The organism is Streptomyces sp. NPDC087901, from assembly GCF_044742205.1.
In the GTDB taxonomy this organism is placed as follows: domain Bacteria; phylum Actinomycetota; class Actinomycetes; order Streptomycetales; family Streptomycetaceae; genus Streptomyces.
Genome location: NZ_JBIUUC010000002.1, coordinates 572,776 through 592,859 on the forward strand (window position 1 = coordinate 572,776; position 20,084 = coordinate 592,859).

General features: G+C 68.1%; 14 protein-coding genes and 1 riboswitch. Of the genes, 8 read left to right on the top strand and 6 right to left on the bottom strand.

Annotation, left to right across the window (positions count from 1 at the left end; translation table 11 throughout):
* Positions 1-30: 30 nt before the first annotated feature.
* Positions 31-1,344, top strand: coding sequence for a hypothetical protein (locus tag ACIOEW_RS08025; RefSeq protein WP_401962401.1), 1,314 nt, complete (start codon positions 31-33; stop codon positions 1,342-1,344).
* Between the two features lie 132 nt (positions 1,345-1,476).
* Here the strand turns inward: ACIOEW_RS08025 and ACIOEW_RS08030 are convergent, their stop codons facing one another.
* Entirely contained in the window at positions 1,477-2,037 is a 561-nt protein-coding gene (locus tag ACIOEW_RS08030; protein WP_401962403.1) for an ATP-binding protein, read from the bottom strand.
* A gap of 118 nt (positions 2,038-2,155) precedes the next feature.
* On the opposite strand from ACIOEW_RS08030, the gene ACIOEW_RS08035 reads away from it, so the two are divergent.
* Positions 2,156-3,022, top strand: coding sequence for a helix-turn-helix domain-containing protein (locus ACIOEW_RS08035; protein WP_401962978.1), 867 nt, complete (start codon positions 2,156-2,158; stop codon positions 3,020-3,022).
* Positions 3,019-3,219 (top strand): DUF397 domain-containing protein, encoded by a 201-nt coding sequence (locus tag ACIOEW_RS08040; RefSeq protein WP_401962405.1) that lies wholly within the window; start codon positions 3,019-3,021, stop codon positions 3,217-3,219. Before ACIOEW_RS08035 ends, ACIOEW_RS08040 begins: the two co-directional genes overlap by 4 nt.
* Before the next feature lie 92 nt (positions 3,220-3,311).
* Here ACIOEW_RS08040 and ACIOEW_RS08045 read toward each other — a convergent pair whose 3' ends face one another.
* The 4 genes from ACIOEW_RS08045 to ACIOEW_RS08060 all read right to left on the bottom strand — a co-directional run bounded on the left by ACIOEW_RS08045 (position 3,312) and on the right by ACIOEW_RS08060 (position 12,178).
* On the bottom strand, positions 3,312-6,497 hold the full coding sequence (locus ACIOEW_RS08045; protein ID WP_401962406.1) for a type I restriction endonuclease subunit R: 3,186 nt from the start codon (positions 6,495-6,497) through the stop codon (positions 3,312-3,314).
* A complete protein-coding gene (locus ACIOEW_RS08050) occupies positions 6,494-7,846 on the bottom strand; it encodes a restriction endonuclease subunit S (protein ID WP_401962408.1) in 1,353 nt (450 codons plus the stop codon). Before ACIOEW_RS08050 ends, ACIOEW_RS08045 begins: the two co-directional genes overlap by 4 nt.
* A complete protein-coding gene (locus tag ACIOEW_RS08055; protein ID WP_401962409.1) occupies positions 7,843-9,960 on the bottom strand; it encodes an N-6 DNA methylase in 2,118 nt (705 codons plus the stop codon). The genes ACIOEW_RS08050 and ACIOEW_RS08055 overlap by 4 nt, the downstream gene beginning before the upstream one ends.
* Positions 9,961-10,039: 79 nt before the next feature.
* Positions 10,040-12,178: an N-6 DNA methylase gene (locus ACIOEW_RS08060; RefSeq protein ID WP_401962411.1), complete on the bottom strand. Its 2,139-nt coding sequence runs from the start codon at positions 12,176-12,178 to the stop codon at positions 10,040-10,042.
* A gap of 217 nt (positions 12,179-12,395) precedes the next feature.
* On the opposite strand from ACIOEW_RS08060, the gene ACIOEW_RS08065 reads away from it, so the two are divergent.
* The 3 genes from ACIOEW_RS08065 to ACIOEW_RS08075 all read left to right on the top strand — a co-directional run bounded on the left by ACIOEW_RS08065 (position 12,396) and on the right by ACIOEW_RS08075 (position 14,699).
* Positions 12,396-13,622 (top strand): DNA sulfur modification protein DndB, encoded by a 1,227-nt coding sequence (locus tag ACIOEW_RS08065; protein ID WP_401962412.1) that lies wholly within the window; start codon positions 12,396-12,398, stop codon positions 13,620-13,622.
* Between the two features lie 85 nt (positions 13,623-13,707).
* Positions 13,708-14,292, top strand: a complete 585-nt coding sequence (locus tag ACIOEW_RS08070) for a hypothetical protein (protein WP_401962413.1) — start codon at positions 13,708-13,710, stop codon at positions 14,290-14,292.
* Between the two features lie 62 nt (positions 14,293-14,354).
* The gene (locus ACIOEW_RS08075; RefSeq protein WP_401962415.1) at positions 14,355-14,699 is read left to right on the top strand and encodes a hypothetical protein; all 345 of its coding nucleotides are present in this window, start codon (positions 14,355-14,357) and stop codon (positions 14,697-14,699) included.
* 115 nt (positions 14,700-14,814) lie between these two features.
* On the opposite strand, the gene ACIOEW_RS08080 is transcribed toward ACIOEW_RS08075, so the two are convergent.
* Positions 14,815-16,494 (bottom strand): DUF262 domain-containing protein, encoded by a 1,680-nt coding sequence (locus ACIOEW_RS08080; protein ID WP_401962418.1) that lies wholly within the window; start codon positions 16,492-16,494, stop codon positions 14,815-14,817.
* Positions 16,495-16,693: 199 nt separating this feature from the next.
* Here ACIOEW_RS08080 and ACIOEW_RS08085 point away from each other — a divergent pair, with 199 nt between their 5' ends.
* Together ACIOEW_RS08085 and ACIOEW_RS08090 are read left to right on the top strand one after the other, a co-directional pair.
* Positions 16,694-17,509, top strand: a complete 816-nt coding sequence (locus ACIOEW_RS08085) for an SAM-dependent methyltransferase (protein WP_401962420.1) — start codon at positions 16,694-16,696, stop codon at positions 17,507-17,509.
* Between the two features lie 206 nt (positions 17,510-17,715).
* Positions 17,716-19,782, top strand: coding sequence for a phosphocholine-specific phospholipase C (locus tag ACIOEW_RS08090; protein WP_401962421.1), 2,067 nt, complete (start codon positions 17,716-17,718; stop codon positions 19,780-19,782).
* A gap of 146 nt (positions 19,783-19,928) precedes the next feature.
* Positions 19,929-20,038: riboswitch (SAM riboswitch) on the top strand.
* Positions 20,039-20,084: the final 46 nt, after the last annotated feature.

Consider the following 20,084-nt stretch of genomic DNA (forward strand, 5'->3'; position numbering starts at 1 on the left):
TACGCTGTTGTCGGAAAATTGGGGGAGACGATGATTGACTACCGCAAGGCGAGCGTTCCGGTGTGGACGCTGGCGACCGGTGACGTACGGGTGCCCGAAGTGGTCGGGGACGAGCCGATGACGGCGGCGCGCCTGGCGGAACTGCGCAGCGCACTGGCCGGCTTGGCGGACCAGCCGATTGCCACACTTGAGGCGCATCCGCTCCCCGGCACGCTGGACCGCAGCAAGGGCATGTCGCTCGACGCCGTCAGCCCCTTGGCGCAGCACCTGTCGCAGCTCATCACGCAGTCGGCGCGCGGCTCCTCCGCGGCGGCCAGGGCGACCGCTTCCGGTGAGTGCCTGTTCCGCATGGTGGTCCCGGCGAAGGTGGCTGCCCAGTACGGAGGCGCCGTCCGTCCGATGGTGGCCAAGGGGATCATCTGCGGCTTCCGCGGCCCCCTCGTGAACTCCACCACGGGCCGGATCGTCGCCGGCACGACGTTCGTTCCGGTCGGTACGGCAACAGCGGGCGCGGCCGGTGGGGCCGGTGCGGCGGCCGGCGTCGCGGTCGGCGGGAGCGTGGCGCTCACCGTGGCCGCGCCGCTCGTGCTCATGGCCGTGGCGGTGGGCGTGAGCGCGCACGTCGATCAGAAGCGCCAGCAGGCCATCGAGCACATCACGGAGCTGCTGGAGCAACTGCACGAACAGAAGCTCGACGACGAGCACAGCGAACTCGACGGCTGCCGAGATGCCATCGACAAGGCCACCGCCCTTCTGCTCGACCAGGGCAAGCTCGGCTTCTCGCTCGGGCTGGACTCGGCGGTGCACGCCATCAACACGGCACTGGGCGCCGCTGACCGCCGCCTCGCCCGGTGGCGGAGCGCGCTCGACAATCTGCCCGAGGGCAAGGCCGTGGACATCGGCACACTGACCAAGTCCTTCCCCGGCATCGACGAGGAAGGCGGCAGATTCCGCGCCCACCTCGAACTCGCCGCCCTGGCCATCGCGCTGAAGCGGCGGGTCGTCGTCCTCCAGGCCGTGGAGCACGCCCAGAGCGACCCCGACAACCTGTTCAAGAACTTCGCCGGCGCCCTCAAGAAGGACCAGCACCGCCTCGACGAACTGGAGTCGGGCATGACCGGTGTCCTGGAACGCCTTTCGACGCTGGAGCTGGGACGCCCGAGCGGTCTGCGGCCCGTCTTCACCAACGCTGAAGTCGATCGCCTGATGCGCGCGGCCAACCGGATTCGCAGGCTGGGTGACGGCGCCGCGGCCGACAGCCGTACGACGGATGTGGCCATTGAGATCGCCCGCGAGAAGGACGGCTCGGTGGTCGTGTTCCCCGCGCTGTCCGCGTCGGTGTAGGCGAGCTCGCAGTACGCGGGCGGGTGCTGTCGGTGTGCCTGCAGCCGGATCATGTTGCCGTGATCCGGCTGCCCGCGCAGTCGAGGTCACGGCCGCGCTCGTGGAAGCTTGCCGCATGGGCGGCGACGGGGGCTACACACCCTCGCCGACGCCCGGCAGGACTGATCCGGGGGCGAGCACCGCAGGGGGCAACGGGTGCGCGCGGTTGTCGAGTTGCCGCGTCGGCCGCGTTCCCAGAACGGCCCAGACCGTCTTGCCGGGCCCGTCCGTGATCGGGTACCAGCCCCAGCGATCCGCCAGCGCGGCCACCAGAACGAGACCGCGGCCGCCGGCGCCGTCTCCGTCCAGGTCGTCCGACGGTTCGGTGAGGACGGGGATGCGTTCGCCGCGGGTGTCGGTGACCTCGATGCGTAGAGCGGTGCCCTCGGCGGACACGCACAGGCGGAAGTCGCGGCCGGGGACGAGCCCGTGGCACACCGCGTTGGCGCTCAGCTCGGCCACGATGAGCGTCAGCGCGTCGTGCGTGTCGCTGCCGTACGGGATGCCCCACGCGTCGAGCCGCTCCCCGGCAAGGCGTCGGGCGAGGCGGGCGCCGCGGGGCGTGGAGCTGAAGCGCATCGAGAAGTGGTGCCACGGGAAGCGGCGTTGGGCGGCCGGAAGCGGGCGTACAGGGAGTGAGGGATTGCTGGTCATGACTCCACGGTGGGCCTCAGTGGCGTAGCGTGACCAGGGGTGACGCGCCGTCGCGGACTGCTTGTACGCGGAGGCGGTCTGCGTGTACGTACGTGGGTGCGTGGGACAGGCGGTGGCGATGACGGTGGTACGGGGCGACGCGGAGCCGGGCACGGGCGCGGAGACCGGGGAACGGCCGGAGGGCGAGCCGGGGTCCGGGGTGATGATGGCGTTCGGGCGGCAGCTGAAGCTGTTACGGCTCCGAGCGGGCCTGGACCGGACCGAGTTCGGCAAGCTGGTGGGCTACGCGGCGCAGTCCGTCGCGTCGTTCGAGCAGGGGCGACGAATTCCGCAGCCTGCGTTCATCGACAAGGCGGACCCGGTGCTGGACGCCGGGGGCTTGTTGCTGGCGTTGAAGGACGAGCTTGCGCGGGCGCAGTACCCGCCGTTCTTCCGGGACGCGGCACGGTTGGAGGCCCAGGCACTGGAGCTCTTTCTGTACGCGGTAAGTGCCGTGCCCGGACTTCTCCAGACTGAGGAGTACACCCGTGCCCTGCTTGCGATGCGGCGGCCACTTCTGGACGAGGACACGATCGAGCTGCGCGTGTCAGCGCGCATCGCGCGTCAGGAGATTCTCACTCGGTGGCCGGCCCCCTTGGTGAGCTTCGTGGTCGAGGAGGCCGTTCTGCGCCGGCCGTTCGGTGGTAGGCCAGTGCTTCGTGGCGTCCTTGAGCGGATTCTGCACGTTGGTCAGCACCGCAGTGTCGAGGTTCAGGTCATGCCGACCGACCGGGAGGACAATGCCGGACTGGACGGACCGTTCACCTTGCTGACTCGCAAGAGTGGTGACCAAATTGCCTATCTGGAGGTGCAGGGGCGCAGCATCCTGCTGACTGACAAGGATGAGGTGCGCTCCGTTGCGGCGCGTTATGGGATCATCCGGTCGCAGGCCCTCACTCCGCGGGAGTCGCTGGGATTCATCGAGAAGTTGCTGGGAGAACTATGAACACCACCGGTAGCCCTGCCACGCGGGAGCTGGCTTGGTTCAAGAGCAGCTACAGCGGGGCCGAAGGCGGCGAGTGCGTCGAGGTAGCCGCCGCAGCCACCCACGTACACATCCGCGACTCGAAGCAGCTCAGCGGCCCGATGCTGACCGTCGGTCCGCACGCATGGGCCGGGTTCGTCGGCCTCGTCACCGGCTGACGAACACCACACGACGACGGGAGGGTCCCGCCGCGCGCCGCGCGCCGCGTAGGCGCAACGGCGGGACCCTCCCGTGTCTGTGCGGGGCGGGACTACTCGTCCACGTTCTCCTCGCGGCGGATCATCCGCCACGCCGCCCGGCGAGCACTGCGGTCCAGGCTGGACCGGAAGTCCTTGTCGGGGCCGAAGTACTGGCGCCCTATGCCGGCGGTCGTCTCGATGTGGTCGGCCATGTTGTCGGCGAAGGCGCGGTCGAAGACCTTGCCGAAGTTCGCCTCGTCGTTGACGACGGCCGCGGCCCGGACCTTCGGGTCCTCGGTCGTCTTCTTGAACGGCTTGCGGACGTCGTCCTCGGTGAACTCCGTACCGAACTTGGCGTTGAACGCGTCGATCAGCTCAGACAGCAGCGACTTCTCCGCCTCCGCCGCACCGCCCGTGCCGTCGCCGAAGCCGGGGAGCTCGGCGGCTCCCTCGGGTGAGAGCGACACGTCGTACTCGCCGGTCTTCTCCACCCGCAGGTGACTGAGGTCGATCTCCCCTATGTCGACGCCACCGTCCGCACGGCGGGGGAGACGGTTCAGGAGGTAGCGGCCGTAGAGGTGCAGCCGCTCCAGCTCGGCATCGCGGTAGGGGACGATCTGCGCGAGGAAGCCGTACTTCCGTACGTAGTCGTTGAGGTCCGCGCGGAAGTCCTCGGCCGTCTCCACATCGTCGTCTTCCTCGCTCTCCAGGAGGGGGGTGAAGCGGGCGACGGCGGGGGAGAGGAGCCGGTACAGCTCGGCGTGCAGCTTCTCCCACTTCGCCTGCGAGCCGGCCGCCTTCTCCTTCGCCGCGAAGTACGCGGCGGCGAACTCGTCCATCTCCGATTCGGAGATGATCGGCGCCGACATGACCCGACTCTGCGCGGTGTAGAGCAGGTTCGGGTCGGAGGGGAGGGTGTTGGCCTCCTCGAAGTACGGGCGGAACGCGTCCTGGATGTCCTGCGCGTCGTTCACGAAGTCCAGGACCGCCAGATCCGCCTGCGTCTTGCGGTCGGCCGTGCGGTTGAGGCGTGAGAGCGTCTGGACGGCGGAGATGCCGGTCAGCGTCTTGTTGACGTACATGGTGGTGAGGAGCGGCTGGTCGAAGCCGGTCTGGTACTTCTCCGCGACGACCAGGATCTTGTACTCCTGCTGGCCCCGACCGCCCGCGCCGACCGCCTTGTCGTCGGCCCGGGTGTACGCGAACGCCTTCGGAAGCGCGCTCTCCGGGATACCGCCGTTTTCCTTGGCCTCGGTCGTCTCGTCCGTGTCGTCGCCGACCGTGAGGGAGCCCGAGAACGCCACCAGGACGCCGAGGTCCGGGTACTTGGTGTCGTACTCCCGGTCCTTGATGTAGCTCTTGATCGCCCGCGCCATCTCCGCAGCGGACTGCCGCGAGGCCGTCACCACCATGGACTTGGCCCGGCCGCCGAGCCGGCCTCGGGAGTGCGTCAGGAAGTGCTCGACGATCACCTGGGCGTGCTGGGTGACGGTGCTCTCGTGGGTGAGTGCGTACCGGGCGAGCAGCGTGTTGGCCTTGGAGGGGTCCACCTCGCGCTCGTCCGGGTTCTCGTTCACGAGCTTCCAGTACGTGTTGTACGTGACGTAGTTCCGCAGCGGGTCGAGGATGAACCCTTCCTCGATGGCCTGACGCATGGAGTACGTGTGGAAGGGGCGGTAGGCCGCCTTGCCGTCCACGGTGTCCTCCGTGCCGAAGAGTTCGAGCGTCTTGGCCTTCGGGGTTGCGGTGAAGGCGAAGTAGGAGAGGTTCGCGGCCTGGGAGCGCTCCGCGGCCTTCTTCTTCAGCTTCTCGTCGAGCGTGACGGCCGTCGCGCCCTGGTCGTCCGAGTCGGAGTCCAGGCCGAGGTCGCGGAGAGCAGCCCGCACGGCCGTGGCGGCGTCGCCGGACTGGGAGGAGTGGGCCTCGTCCACGATGATCGCGAAGCTGGTGCCGCTGATCTCGGTCGGGTTGCGCTGGATGTAGTCCAGCAGCGCCGGGAACGAGTGAAGGGTGACCGTCACGATCTTGCCGGTGTCACGGGACAGCGCGCGGGCGAGCTGCTCGCTCTTCGAGCCGTGCTTCTCGTCGACCTTCACCACCAGACCCTCGGTCTGCGAGAAGCTGCCGACCGTTTCGCGGAGCTGGGCGTCGAGGTTGCGGCGGTCCGTGATGACGATGACCTTGTCGAACACGGGCGAGCCCGGCTTGATCCGGCCGGCCGCGAGCGCTTCCGGGTCGATCGTGCGGGGATCGGTGTCGGCGTGCAGGTCGCTCAGCCGGTGGGCGAGCCAGCCGATGGTGTTCGACTTTCCGGAACCGGCGGACGCCATCACGAGGTAGTTCTGGCCCACGCCGTGGATGGATGCGTGGGTGGTCAGCTTCTTGACGACGTCCCACTGGTGGAAGCGCGGGAAGATCGTCGACTTGGTGGTCCCGCCGCCGGGGGTCTTCGTCTTCTGCTGGTGCACGTAACGCTGAAGCAGGTCCAGCCAGTTGTCCCGCGCCCAGACCTGCTCCCACAGGTAGGAGGTGGCGTAGGTGCCGTACGCGGTCGGGGCCGGGTTTCCAGCGCCGCCGGGCAGGCCGGCACCGTTGGAGCCGGTGTTGAAGGGGAGGAACCGGGTGTTCTTGCCCCGGAGCTGGGTGGCGACGAAGACGAGATCCGGGTCCACGGCGAAGTTGGCGATGACGCGGCGGGTGAAGATCAGCTCGGTGGGGTCGCGGTCGATGCGGTACTGCTCCTTGGCATGCTCGACGCCCTGCCGGGTGAGCGGGTTCTTCAACTCGGCGGTGGCGACGGGGATGCCGTTCAGGAACAGGGTCAGGTCGAGCCGGTTGTTCCAGTCGGCCTGCTTGGTGGCATAGGCGAGTTCGCGTACGACGGTGAGGCGGTTGGCCCGGTAGCCGTCGAGCACGGAATCGTCGGCGACGAGATTCGGCTTGAAGTAGGCCACGCGGAGACGGACGCCCCGGTCCTTGACGCCGTTCCGGAGGACCTTGAGAAGGCCCTCTTCGCTGATGGCCTTGTCGAGCCGCTGGGCGAAGCCGCGCTGGGCGGCGTTGACGTCGTTGCCGTACACGGCGAGGAGCTCGTTCCACTCGTGGATCTGGCTCTCGCCGAGGAACGTGAACAACTCGTTGGTGTCCAGGCCGAGGTCGGCCTGGTAGTCCTCGGGGCGTGCTTCGCGCCAGCCGCGCTCGGTCATGGACGCGACGATGGCGTCCCCGAAGGCGGACTCGCTGTGTACGGGGCTCACGCCGATACTCCGTCCGTAAAGTTGCGGCCGCTGGCGGTGGAGACGTCGAACTGGCCGGTTACTGCTGCGGTGATGAGGGCTTGGCGGCGTTCTGCGAGCAGTTGCACTTGCTGCTTTACATATTGAGTTGCTGTGCTACTCCATGTTTCGATTTCGTCGCAGCGCTGCGACAAGGTTGCCTGCTCGCCGCGGTCGGGCAGCAGCAATGGCATATTCAGCAAGATTTCCGAATTGAGGTTTGGCATCGTGCTGCCGATTGCATGCAACTGAAAGTAATGCCGTACTGCAGGGATCGCCAGGTAGCGCCGCAAATATCCGGAGTGAAATGCGTCGCTCTGGAATCGCACTCGCAATGACCCTGTGCCGCAAACCCATCCATCTTGTTCCTCCTGGACAACGCTTGCTCTCCCCAGTTCGCCCCTTCGTCCGAAGATGACGTCGCCCTTACGCAACACGTGACGCGCCAGATGCTCGCGAACTTCAGCAGAAACTGTGACGGTTCGGTCGGCGACAAGACCGACGGGTGTGATGTTGGCTGGATTGACTACCGGGTAGGCGTCCTCGACGTAGTCTTCGGCGTGCAACTGACTTCCGAAAGGGCCGGTTTGTACCTTGCAATCGATTGACCGGAGTCGCGCTTCCTGCCAGTTTGCAGGGATTTCCCCGAGCGGGATGTACTCGGCCTGCTTAGTCTGTCGAGTCGGCAGACCTCTGATAGTGAGATCCATCTGGCTGGCTGAACGCTCGGAGAGTAGGCCGAGGCTGCGGACTCGCAGCGCGGACAAGCGCTCGATGTGGGCGGTCTCGGTGTCGAGGAAGTCGGCGATGCGGCGCTGTTCATCGAGCTCTGGATACGCCCACGCGGCGGAGAAGAAGGCGCTGGCGTCCAGGTTTTGGATCCCCGTGGTCTGCTTGATGGCGCTCTGCGTCAGACCTTGCCCGTATGCTGCGGCAAAAACGTAGGTCAAGAAGCGGGCGTCCACGTTTCGTTCTGGGGAGATGCGGGCGCAGAAGTTGGAGCAGACCGCTTTGTCTGACTCTTCGAACAGGACGGCCATGCCGACCGGCTGCTTCTCTCCTCCGCCGGACTTTTCGAGTACAAGGTCTCCGGGCTCTAGTTGGTGATGTCGGAGCGTTGACACGTCAACGCTCCTCAGAGGTGCTTGGCTGATCCTTACGCGGCGTTTGGTGCGATCGAAGTCAGCAGCGCGGATGCAGTGAACGTCGTCACCGTCTTCCTTGGGATCGTTGCCCCACGTGCCATTGGTAGCGGAGGCGATGAGGTTCTTGATCCGCCCCCGCGTCCACTGGGCGGGTGCCGCATGAATCCACTCATTTGCGCTGGTCATTCTGTCACCTCACCCAGCAGCGCCTGAATCTCCGCCTCAAGCGCCTTCAGCTCCGCGTCGATCTCCGCCAACGGCCGCGGCGGCTCGTACACGTAGAAGTGCCGCGTGAACGGGATCTCGTACCCCACCTTCGTCTTCGCATGGTCGATCCACGCATCGGGAACGTGTGGGTGCACTTCCCGCTTCAGGTACTCCTCCACGTCCTCACCCAGCGGCACGTTCTCGTAGTCCCGCAACTCCGCGTCCGGCTCCGAGGCACCGCCCTTGAGGAGCTGCACCTCCCCCTCCGGATCCCGCACCCCCACCGCATCCCGCAACGCCTTGGCAAACGGCGCCCCCGTCGGCCCCGGCACGCCGGCCTCCGCCATTGCGCCCCGAACCGCCACCTGAGCCTCGGACTTGGTCGCCCACTCCGAGCCCAGCAGCGGCCTCAACGCATCCCCGAGCACCGCCGCCTCAGCATCGGCCAGCTTCTGGAACTGGGCCTCCTCATCTTCCGTGAGCTTCCGCCGGACCTTAGCCTTGGCAGCGAGCTCCGGCTCACGCGGCAGGAAGCGCTCCTCCGCCCACTTTTGCACCGGCTTTGACGCGAGCAGCGCGGCCAGGGTCTCCTCCGTCAGCTCGAACCGCAGCTTCAACGGCCGCTCCACCGTGATCCGCTGGTAGCCGAACGCCGTGTTGTCGAAGACCTTCACCTTGGCGTGCATCGGGTGCTCGGCGTCCGCCGCCGCTGCCACCGCTTCCCCGTACAGGCGGGTGATGTCGCCGATGTGGTTCGGCTTCCCGTTCGCCCCATCGCCCAGTTCCTTGCGCTTGTCGCCGAGCGACTTGCGCATCTTCACCCACTGGTTGCGCGCGTCCAGCAACACGACCTTGCCCTTGTGCTGGGCGTCCTTCCGGTTTGTCAGGATCCAGAAGTACGTGGAGATGCCCGTGTTGTAGAAGAGCTGGTCCGGCAGGGCGACGATCGCCTCCAGCCAGTCGTTCTCCAGGATCCAGCGGCGGATCTCCGACTCGCCGGAGCCGGCCGCGCCGGAGAAAAGCGGCGAGCCATTGAAGACGATCGCGATGCGTGAGCCGCCTCCGCCATTCACGTCCACCGGCTTCATCTTCGAGATCATGTGCTGGAGGAAGAGCAGCGAGCCGTCGTTGATACGAGGCAGGCCCGCGCCGAAGCGGCCGGAGTCGCCGAGGTTCGCGTGCTCGTACTCGACCTCCTCCTTGACCTTCTTCCACTCCACGCCGAACGGCGGGTTCGCCAGCAGGTAGTCGAACTTCTCGCGCTTGTGGCCGTCGTCCGAGAAGGAGTTGCCGAACGCGATGTTCTCCGGGTCCTGCCCCTTGATCATCAGGTCGGACCGGCAGATCGCCCAGGATTCCGGGTTGAGCTCCTGGCCGCTCACCTCCACCGTGGCGTCCTTGTTGTACGCCTTGATGTGATCCTCGGCCGCGCTGAGCATGCCGCCCGTGCCGCAGGCCGGGTCCATGACCGTACGTACGACACCGGGCATGCTGAGCGCGTCGCCGTCCGGGGCGATGAGCAAGCTGACCATCAGCTTGATGACTTCGCGCGGGGTGAAGTGCTCACCCGCGGTCTCGTTGGACTGCTCGGAGAAGCGGCGGATCAACTCCTCGAAGATGTAGCCCATGTTGTGGTTGGACACGGCCTCGGGGCGCAGGTCCAGGTCCGTGAACCTACCGATGACCTGGTATAGCAGATTCGCACTGTCCAGCTTGCGGATCTGCTGGGCGAACTCGTACTTCTCCAGCACCTCGCGGGCGTTCGGCGAGAAGGCGCCGATGTAGATCTGGAGGTTCGTCGCCGCGTTGTCCGGGTCACCGGCGATCGACTTCAGTGTCAGGCTGCTCGTGTTGTAGAACGAGTGGCCCGCGGCACGTGGCAGGAAGTAGTCCGGGTCGAGGTCCTGCTCCTTGCACCGGACGACCGCTTCCGCGACCTTCTCGCGCGTCGGCTCCAGGACGCATTCCAGACGGCGCAGCACGGTGAACGGCAGGATGACCTTGCCGTAGTCGGACTGCTTGTAATCGCCGCGCAGGAGGTCGGCGACGGACCAGGCGTGGTTCGCCAGTTCCGTGTGCTTACTGCTGTTCAACGCGTTCCCTTCGATGGACCCGGCCCGGCCGGGACGGTTGCGCTTCAGTGTGGTGGATGTGTGAAGGCGGCGTTGCCGTTCAGGCCAACGGGCTCTCCGGCGGCGGGCGTAGCGCCCCCGCCGTCAGGCCGGTGAGCAGTGCGTGGGCCGTGGCCTCGGCGAGGTCGGCCGTCCGGCGGGCGGCGGTGCGGAGTTCGTGGGTGTGGCGGAACGCGGCCCCGTAGCGGCGTTGTTCCTCCAGCGGGAGCAGCGGTACGCGCAGCCGGCCCGGGGAGACGTGCAGGATGGTGCTGCCCGTCGAGGCACCGGCGATGTTGGCCTCGGCGCCCAGGAACCCCGCGAGGAACCAGGGGTCCAGCCGGGCCGGGTCCGGGCGGAGCAGGTGGATGTGGTGGCCGAGGAGGGCCTCGGCGTCCGCCTCGTCCGCGACGCGGGCCATGAAGCCGTTGCCGCCGGCTACGCCCCGCACCAGCACATCCCCTGCGGCGACCGTGTGCGCCGCGTCGGTGCGCAGGTCCTCCGGTGTGCCCGAGGGGCTGGTGCCGCTGCTGATGTCGGACGCGGTGAGCACCGGGCGTTCCCTGCTGCCCCCGGCCCCGGTCTCACCGCGGGTGCCCGGGACCGCCGCCCGTAGCAAGGAGAGCGCACCTCCTCGGGCGAGGTCGGAGACCGTCGCCGTGCGCCAGGCCCCGGAGGACTCGGCGACCGCTTCCCACGGGCCGACGCCCGCCGTGTTCTCCAACTGGGGGAGGGAGGCGACGAGCAGCGCGCGCCGTTCCTCCGCGCGCCCCGCCACCTCAGCCGGGTCGAGGTCGGCGGGGGCGGTGCGCACCTGCCGGGCCGGCGTGAGGTCGACGAGGTCGTCGACCAGGTCGATGGTCGGGACGGCGCGTGCCGTGCCAGGGGTGTCGGTGAAGGAGTCCGGGGCCTGCCTGTACGCGGACCAGTGGCGCAGGACCTCGGCCGACAACGTGTCCCAGTCCACCCCGCCGCGACGGGTCCGGGGCCGGGAGTGCGTGTCCTGCGGCGACCCCGCAGCACCGTCGCGCTGGTCCCCGCTCACGTCCACGAACAGCACCGACGCACCGCCCGTGGCCCCCGGCTCAGGGCGCTGGAGCACCCACAGGTGCAGGCCGATGTGCAGCGGCGCCGAAGCGCCGACGGGCAGGCCGACAACGGCGCGCAGTGCTCCGCTGCGTACGAGCTCCGCACGGATGCGGCGGCCCGAGGCACGGGTGGACGTGGCCGGCGGGAGCAGCATCGCGGCATAGCCGCCGGGTTCCAGATGCGCGAGGGCGTGCTGCGTCCAGGCCAGCTCCGACTCGATCCGCGGCGGCACGCCGTAGGCCCACCGCTGGTCGTACGCGAGCTCCTCGTGGCCCCAGTCGCGGTCGCCGTACGGCGGGTTGCAGAGCACGCCGCCCACCCTAAGCTCCGGGAAGGCGTCGGCGCGCAGGGTGTCGCCCGCGCGGACGGTGACCTGTGCGTCGGGTGCCGCGAGCAGCAGGCGTACCGCGCTGCGCTGGGCCTGCACGGGCAGGGAGTCCTGGCCGTACAACTCCGTGGCGCCCCGGCGGGCCGCCGCCGCGAGCAGGCTGCCGCTGCCGCACGCCGGATCGAGAACGCGCGCCGTGCGCTCCGGCAGCAGCCGGGCCATGAGGTCCGCGAGTTCGGTCGGCGTCCGGTACGTGCCGCTGGAGGCGGTGTCGTCCAGTTCGCGTTCGGCGAGGACATTGAGCGCGCTCTGAGCACCCTCGCCGCGGACGCACCGCACCAGGGCCCGGAGTGCGGCCACGTCGTCCGGACCGAAACCGGCGGCTTCGGCTTCGGGGACGGATCCGGCGAGCTCTGCCGCAGCCTTGTCGGCCCGGGCGATGACCTCGGAGTCGGGCAGGCCGTCGAGCGCGGCGAGATCGTCCGCGCTCCGGTGCGACGCCGCGAGGACGAGAGGGAACAGGCGGGCTGCCACGCCGGCCCCGGATCCGTGGAGCCGCAGGACGGTGCGCAGCTCCTCAGAGGGGGTGGCGGCGGACGACTGGCCGCGCGCCTCCAGCCATCCCCGTACCGCTTCCAGGTCATAGAGCGGACTGCTGTCGGTGCCGCCCGACGGGGCCGGGAAGTCGTCGTGCCGACGGCGCCAGTTGCTGACGGTGGCACGCGTGACGCCGGCGATCCGGGAGATCTCGGCGGCGGTCACCTGAGCGGGTGGCTGGGGCATGGGGGTTCCTGGCCTCTCGGGAGTGAACAGTAAACAGACTACAGCGCTCGTCAAATCTCTCAAGGGGTTTGACAGTGCTTTCACGGCAGGCTTATCTGATGGAGCTTCCGGTTGGCGGCGCGCTCCTCGAGGTGTGAACCGTCGATGTGCCTGTTGCCCCTGCCTGCGACGCGGTGCCGCGCCACGCACCGCTCCTCTGATCCCGAGGGAGACACCCATGCAGATCACCCTGCCGACCACGGTCGTCGAAGGAATCCAGCTCACCGTCATGCCGTTCCGGACCGACGCCGTGATCGGGACCATGTCCGTGGCGACCCTCGTCCAGCTCGTCCCCTCGCCCCGCCGCGAGGAGGACACGAAGACGCTCAAGGCCGCATCCGGTGCCGTGCGGCGCCACGCCGAACTGCGCTCCCTGGTGCAGCGCGCGCTGAAGTCCACGCAGAAGGGGAAGAACGTCGGCTCGTACGCCGAGTACATCGCCGACGGCGTGAAGGGCGAACTGGGCGCCGGCTGGTCCACGCCGCCGATCACCTTCTGGCACGCCGGACCGCTCGCCGCGCTCAGCGACGAACTGCTGCCCGGAACGGGCCTGCGGACGCTGACCATCACGCCCGGCACCTGCGTCGTCGCCATCGACGGCGAGACGCAGACGACGGCCTGGCACGAGCTCTACGACGACCCCGGGCATTACGGGCTCACATACGCCGAACTCGCCACCATCCGCGTCCCCTTCGAGCTGTACGTGGATCTGTCGGTCGCCGACGCACGGCAGATCTTCTACGACCGCAACGTGCAGGGGGTCATCGTCGCCAAGAACCTGGCCATGTCCATGGACCAGCGGGACTTCGCGACCCGGCTCGCACACCGCCTCGCCGAATCCGTCAAGGTCGAGGTCGACGACAAGGTCGTCCCGTTCACGAAGCTCGTCAACGCCAGTAAGCGGCAGATCGGCAAGACGGACCCGGAGGTCATCACCCTCTCCGCGCTGCGCGCCCTCGTCATCACCGCGATCTACGGGCGCACGGGACTCTCACGCTCGGCGGAGACCGTCCACGAGGACGAGCTTCCCGCCGGGACGGATGCCGCGCAGGTCGAGGGGAGCGTCGTCCCGTCGCTGGCCCGGCTCATCTCCGACCACTTCCCGCACTTCGCCTCGCGCAGTGCCATCACCGCCCCGGCGGTGCTCGCGGGACTCGGCATCGCCGTGCACTACACCACCCCGTGGGCCGACCCGATGAACGCGCTCGGCGTCGAGGACCTGCACCGGCTCCTGGCCGACATCCGGTGGGACCGCGAGCCCCGCTACTGGCACGGCGTCGCCGCCAAGGCGACCGCCACGGGCCGTCTCAACTTCGCCGGCGGTGTGAGGGACTCCGGCGGTCGCGTCGCCGACGCGATCCTCTACCCCGCGACGGAAACGGGACGCCGGATCCGCGGGGAGTGACAGCGGCTGCCTCACCCGGACCGCACGGCCCCCCGAGCCCACTCAGCTCGTACGCCACTCGTACGCCACTCACTTGGAGCACGCCATGAACTCTCCCCAGTACCAGTACCAGGGCCCCGGACCGTACAACACCCCCCAGCACACCGCTCCGGTCCCGCCCGTTCCGTCGCCGCGCAAGCCCTCGCGCGCCAAGGCGTGGGTCACCCACGGGGCGGTCGCCTTCGTCGCCCTGCTCATCGGCACGGGCATCGGCTCCAGCGGCGAGGCCGACGCCGACGGCAAGGCCGGCGCCTCCGCGAAGCCGGGGCCGAAGGTGACCGCGACCGCGACCGCGACTGCCACCGCGACGGAGACGGCGAAGGCCGCTCCCGCGCCGACCGTGACCAAGACCGTGACGGCCAAGCCGAAGAAGACGGAGAAGCCCGGACCCCCGAGCACGTTCAGCGGGGACGGGGAGTACCTGGTCGGGGAGGACATCGCGGCGGGGACGTACAAGACCGCGGGCGGCGACGGATCGTTCGGCTGCTACTGGGCCCGGCTGAAGGACGCCAGCGGTGAGTTCGACGCGATCATCGCCAACAACAACCTGGAGGGGCCGGGCCGGGTGACGCTCAACAAGGGGGAGTACTTCCAGACGAAGCGCTGCGCGGAGTGGAAGAAGGCCGGGTGAAGCCGAGCGTCGGCCGAAGGCCAGGCGAAGGAACGACGACGAACACATCGGGGGGAATCCGTATGGACGAGGCTGAAGAGCCCGAACTGGCGGTGTATCACCGCCACCTGAAGGGCCTGCTCTCGTCCGGCGACAGGGAGACCTTCCGGGCCCTCATGGCTCAGGCCCGTCACATCACGAACCGGTCGTACGAGACGAGCCTCTACGACCACCAGCAGACGTTCCGCCTGCTCTGGCACCACCTGGACCACGTGGGTCACCTGAGCCGCATGAGTCAGGAGGCCGGGAGCCGCCTCGCTTCGGGGCGTGCGAGCGCCGAGGAGAGCGAAGAGCTGGAGTGCTTCCTCACCCTCTACCGCCGGATCACGGCACCCGAAGCGGACGATTCCAGGCGCGGCCACCTGTGACTGCCCGTCGCCGCGAATGGTCAGAGGCCCGTACGCCGAGCCGTGAGCGACGGGCCGTCCGAACGGCGACCGGGGTCCGATCAGGTCGGCGAATCCGAACGTCGTGCCTGGGGTTCTACAGCTGCCATTCCTCGGCCAGGAGGCCGATGAGTTCCACCTGGCGCTTCTCCAGGTGCTCGGGCGTCCAGGTTTCCTGACCCAGTACCTGTGTGGTCAGGGGGAACGTGACGACGCCCCGCTTGAGGTACCGCTCCTTCTTGTCGGTGAAGTCGAGGTTCTGAACCTGGGAGTTCTTGGCACGGCTGAGCAGCACCAGGTTGGCCAGGCGGTGCGTCCACAGAGCGCGTTCGCTCGTGGTGAAGTCCGCACGCCATTGCGACTGCGGATCGGGATTCTGGGGGAGCACATGCTCGACCGTGATGCGCGGAGCGTCGTAGGTCGCCACGATGTCGTCCTCGGACACCAACTCGTCGAGCCGCAACAGGATGTATCGCCGCGTCCTCAACTCGTGGTAGACCTCGCCGTCGAGCCGGCGCAGTGTCTCGGCCCGCTCGGTCTCGGTCAGTTGGAAGGCCGGGGCTTCGAGGCTCCTGTCCGGGGTCAGCTCCTTCAGCTCGGTAAGCAACTCGGCGAAGCGGAAGACACGGGGGGTGGTGTAGACACGTCGGACGAACATGCTTGCCGCGAGTCGTTCCAGTGACCGGAGAAAGGAACCCAGCCACACCGGATCGTCTCCGTGGGACCTGAGCGCCCACAGCGCGGCCGGCCACCAGTCGTTGTTGTCAAGCAGCAGGAGTCTGCGGAACCACAGATTGACCTGATCCGATCCGTCTCCGGCCGCGTACGCCTTGTCACGGATCACCGCCGACGCCTCGGCATAGGGCACGAGTACCTGGTCCACGAACTCCTTGGCGCGACCGCCCTTGTAGTGGACGAGGACCTGGCTCTGGAACTCCTTGAGCAGTTCCTGTCGTGCCCGCTCGCCCGAGAAGATCATGCGGATGTGGGAGAAGAGGTCGGAGAAGTCCTCGCGGCCAAGGCTCTCCTCGGAATCTTCCCACCGCCTGGCGTACGTCTCAGAGACCTCCTCGTCGATCTCCCCGATGATCTGCGCCTTGAAGATGTCGGCAGGCGACAGATCGAGGCCCCGGGAGTTCATGACGCTGAAGATCCGGTGGGCGCTGTCCAGGTCAGGGGTGCTGACCGCGACCAAGAAGGTCTGGACCCCCATCAGCTTGCACAGGGAGAGTCGCTGCTCGTCGCTCCAGGAGGCCAAGGCGGTGTGCAGTGCCAGCGCGTTGGCCTGGACGGCCCTCTGCGCGTCCGTCCTGAGATTGTGCGGGTTCAGCACCAGGAGTGTGCTGATGGAACCGGCGGTCTGAATGTGCTGCTGGAAGAAGTCGGCGTCCCGGGGGCGCAGAGTGAGACGGGGCTTGGCCTTCAGGCCCAGGACCGTGTTCCCGGGCTCGGAGATCATCGCCACCAGATTGGTCACCACATCGGGCTGCTGCGCCAGATCGCGCAGCACGGCCAGCAGGATGGTCAACGTCGTCAGACGTTGCTGACCGTCGATGACGTCGGCCTCGGCGGATCCGCTGTCCTTGACGAGAACCAGAGAGCCGAGGAAGTAGGGCTCCCCGTCGCCCCGCAGGAGGGCTTCCTCCAGGTCGGCCAGGAGCTGCTGGGCCTGTTCGGGCTGCCATGCGTAAGGGCGCTGGTAGTCAGGGATCCGAAAGTCGTAGTCACTGCAGAAGACTTTGTGCAGCGGCACTTCGCGCGCTTCGAGTTGGGCCATGATCCGCATGATTCCCCACAGGACGCGAACTTCGCAGCGAAGCAGGGCAAGTCCCCCAACCCGGGTGAGTTGGTGCGGTGAAGTGAGACGGCCGAAGACGTTCTGTCCGAGCCGCCGTGGGCTGATGCGCCGAGAGACGGGCACGGCATCCGGCTAGATTGAGAGCGTCCCTCAACATCGTTTGTGCCAGGAGGCACTCGTGAGCGAGCACCAAGTGCCTTCCGAGGCAGGTACATCGGCGCGGATCGATACCACGCGCCCACATTCGGCCCGCTTCTGGAACTACTTCGTGGGTGGGAAGGACAACTACGAGGTCGACCGTGAGATCGGCGATCAGATCAAGACGTTCTTCCCCGGGCTCGTCGATGTAGCAGTGGCGGGCCGGCAGTTTCTGCGCAGGTCGGTGAGCCATCTGGTGCAGGAACACGGCATCAGGCAGTTCCTCGACATCGGGACGGGTCTGCCCACCGCCGACAACACCCATCAGGTCGCCCAGGCAATCGCCCCGGACGCGCGCATCGTGTACGTCGACAACGACCCCCTGGTCCTCACCCATGCGCGGGCTCTGCTCACCAGTGCGCCGGAGGGGGTCACCGACTACATCGATGCCGACCTCTACCAGCCTGATGCCATCCTGGCCGAGGCGGCGAAGACCCTCGACTTCGATCGGCCCGTCGCGCTCATGCTGCTCGGCATCCTCGGCCATGCCGGCGACTTCGCCCGTGCGCGTGACGTGGTGCGCGCCCTCATGGCCGGGCTGCCGTCCGGGAGTTTCCTTGTCGTGTACGACGGCACGCGGACCAGCGAGGGCATGATCGCCGCGGAGAAGGCGTACATCGAGAGCGGTGCCGTGCCGTACTACGTCCGTGAGCCCCAGGAGATCGAGACGCTCTTCGACGGTCTGCGCATGATCGAGCCCGGGTTCGTACGACTCAGTGCATGGCATCCCGATGCCGACGGCGCGACGGTGGCGGCCGATGTGGATGCGTTCGGAGGCGTGGGAGTGAAGGCGTAGGGGGCGGTGGCCGGCCACGGGTGTGCGGGGCGGGCGGCCCATCACGATCGAGTGTAAGGGCAGGATCGTGGGCCGTTCCGTTGCCGACTGTTCGGTCGATAGCCATCACGTGCACACCGCACGGGTCTTCCGTAGGGGCGGTCGATTCTGGAACACTCCAGTCGCTTTCGCCCCCACATCCCCTCACCCTGCAGAGGCCCCCACCCATGGCAGAACTCAACCGTCGCCGCCTCCTGCAACTCGCCGGAGGCACGGCCGCCTACACCGCGTTGTCGAGCAGCATCGCCCGCGCCGCATCTCTTCCCGCGCGGGGTCGTACAGGCTCCCTTCAGGACGTCGAGCACATCGTCGTCCTGATGCAGGAGAACCGTTCCTTCGACCACTACTTCGGCACCATGAACGGCGTCCGCGGCTTCGGTGACCCGCGGCCGGTCACCCTGCCCAGCGGGAAGCCGGTCTGGCATCAGAAGGACCTCCTCGGCAAGGAGGTGCTGCCGTTCCGGCCGCCCGCCGACAAGCTCGGGATGCAGTTCCTCCGGGACCTGAACCACGACTGGGCGGGCGGGCACCGGGCGTTCAACAAGGGTGCGTACGACCAGTGGGTGCCGGCCAAGACGGCTACGACGATGGCCCACCTCACACGTGAGGACATACCGTTCCACTACGCCCTCGCCGACGCGTTCACCGTCTGCGACGCGTACCACTGCTCGTTCATCGGGTCGACCGACCCGAACCGCTACTACCTGTGGAGCGGACATACGGGGAACGACGGGTCCGGCGGCGGTCCCGTGCTCGGCAACGACGAGGCGGGGTACGGCTGGACCACCTACCCCGAGCGGCTGGAGCAGGCCGGGGTGTCGTGGAAGGTGTACCAGGACATCGGTGACGGGCTCGACGCGGCAGGGTCCTGGGGGTGGATCAACGATGCCTATCGAGGTACGTACGGCGACAACTCGCTCCTCTACTTCAACAGTTACCGCGAGGCCGAGCCCGGCGATCCGCTGTACGACAAGGCGCGTACCGGGACCGACATCAAGAACGGTGGCGGGCTCCTCGATGACCTGAAGGCCGATGTCCGGGCCGGGACGCTGCCGAAGGTGTCCTGGATCGTTGCCCCGGAGGCGTACAGCGAGCATCCCAACTGGCCCGCGAATTACGGTGCCTGGTACATCTCGCAGGTCCTGGACGCACTGACCGCCGACCCCGAGGTCTGGGGCCGGACGGCCCTCTTCATCACCTACGACGAGAACGACGGCTTCTTCGATCACATCGTGCCGCCCTTCGTGCCGTCGGGGGCCTCGCAGGGCCTGTCCACCGTGGACACCTCCGCCGACTACTTCCCCGGCGACATCCGGTACGCAGCCGGTCCGTACGGGCTCGGCCAGCGGGTGCCCATGATGGTCGTTTCCCCTTGGAGCACCGGCGGGTTCGCGTGTTCCGAGGTCTTCGACCACACCTCCGTCATCCGGTTCATCGAGCAGCGCTTCGGTGTGCGCGAGCCCAACATCTCGCCCTGGCGGCGCGCCGTCTGCGGTGATCTCACCTCGGCCTTCGACTTCCGCCGTTCGGACACCTCGGACGTCTCGCTGCCGTCGACGGATGCCTATGAGCCTCCGGACCGCCTCCGGCACCCCGACTACGTCCCCGCGCCGCCCGCCACCGGCAGCGTGCCCAAGCAGGAGAAGGGGGCCCGGCCCACCCGGCCGCTGCGCTACGCGCCCTTCGTGGACGGTGCCGCCGATACGGCCACCGGCAAGTACCGCCTCACCTTCAGTGGCGGCGCCGCCGCAGGGGCGCAGTTCCTCGTGACTTCCGCGAACCGCACCGACGGGCCCTGGACCTACACCACCGAGGCCGGAAAGTCCCTCTCGGACAGCTGGAACACCGCCTACTCCAAGGGAGTGACCGACCTCACCGTCCACGGCCCCAACGGATTCCTGCGCACCTTCCGGGCGGCCGGGAAGGTGGCGGGGCCGGAGGTGACGACTCGTCATGATGCCGCCACCGGTGGGCTCGAACTGACCTTCGTCAATGGCGGTTCCGCGACTGTGCGTCTGACCGTTCGCAGTGCCGTCGGGTACGGGGGAGGGGTGCAGACCTTCGAGGTCCGTGCGGGCGCGACTGTGAAGCACGCGCTTGACCTGCGGGGAAGCAAGAGCTGGTACGACGTCACCGTCGTCTCCGATGTGGACGCCACGTTCCTGCGGCGCTTCGCCGGGCACGTCGAGACGGGCCGGCCCGGTTCGAGCGACCCGGGTCTCGTCACCGGGTGAGTGGTCCCCGGCCCGGCGGGTGGTTCGGGGGTGGGCGGCGCCCGTGGCCGGGCGCCCGGCGCTCCTGACCACCCGTCGGGCCGGGCGCCCCGCGCTCCTGGCCACCCGTCGGGCCCTGCCGAGTGCGTGGGTTAGAGTCTTGGACGGGTCATGAGTTCCAGTGCACAGCCCCGGCTTGCTGGACGGCACCCCGCTCCGCTGCGGGTGCTCCGGGTGACGACCTGCCCCGTACGCAGGGTACGGGGAACAGCGGACCGCGGTGCAGGGCACTCGGGGTCCTCACCCCGGAAGGCGAACCTCAC

Bases quoted from the DNA above. Each gene is read 5' to 3' on its own strand.
- ACIOEW_RS08025 (WP_401962401.1), top strand. From the start codon at position 31: ATGATTGACTACCGCAAGGCGAGCGTTCCGGTGTGGACGCTGGCGACC.
- ACIOEW_RS08030 (WP_401962403.1), bottom strand. From the start codon at position 2,037: ATGACCAGCAATCCCTCACTCCCTGTACGCCCGCTTCCGGCCGCCCAA.
- ACIOEW_RS08035 (WP_401962978.1), top strand. From the start codon at position 2,156: ATGACGGTGGTACGGGGCGACGCGGAGCCGGGCACGGGCGCGGAGACC.
- ACIOEW_RS08040 (WP_401962405.1), top strand. From the start codon at position 3,019: ATGAACACCACCGGTAGCCCTGCCACGCGGGAGCTGGCTTGGTTCAAG.
- ACIOEW_RS08050 (WP_401962408.1), bottom strand. From the start codon at position 7,846: ATGACCAGCGCAAATGAGTGGATTCATGCGGCACCCGCCCAGTGGACG.
- ACIOEW_RS08060 (WP_401962411.1), bottom strand. From the start codon at position 12,178: ATGCCCCAGCCACCCGCTCAGGTGACCGCCGCCGAGATCTCCCGGATC.
- ACIOEW_RS08065 (WP_401962412.1), top strand. From the start codon at position 12,396: ATGCAGATCACCCTGCCGACCACGGTCGTCGAAGGAATCCAGCTCACC.
- ACIOEW_RS08070 (WP_401962413.1), top strand. From the start codon at position 13,708: ATGAACTCTCCCCAGTACCAGTACCAGGGCCCCGGACCGTACAACACC.
- ACIOEW_RS08075 (WP_401962415.1), top strand. From the start codon at position 14,355: ATGGACGAGGCTGAAGAGCCCGAACTGGCGGTGTATCACCGCCACCTG.
- ACIOEW_RS08080 (WP_401962418.1), bottom strand. From the start codon at position 16,494: ATGGCCCAACTCGAAGCGCGCGAAGTGCCGCTGCACAAAGTCTTCTGC.
- ACIOEW_RS08090 (WP_401962421.1), top strand. From the start codon at position 17,716: ATGGCAGAACTCAACCGTCGCCGCCTCCTGCAACTCGCCGGAGGCACG.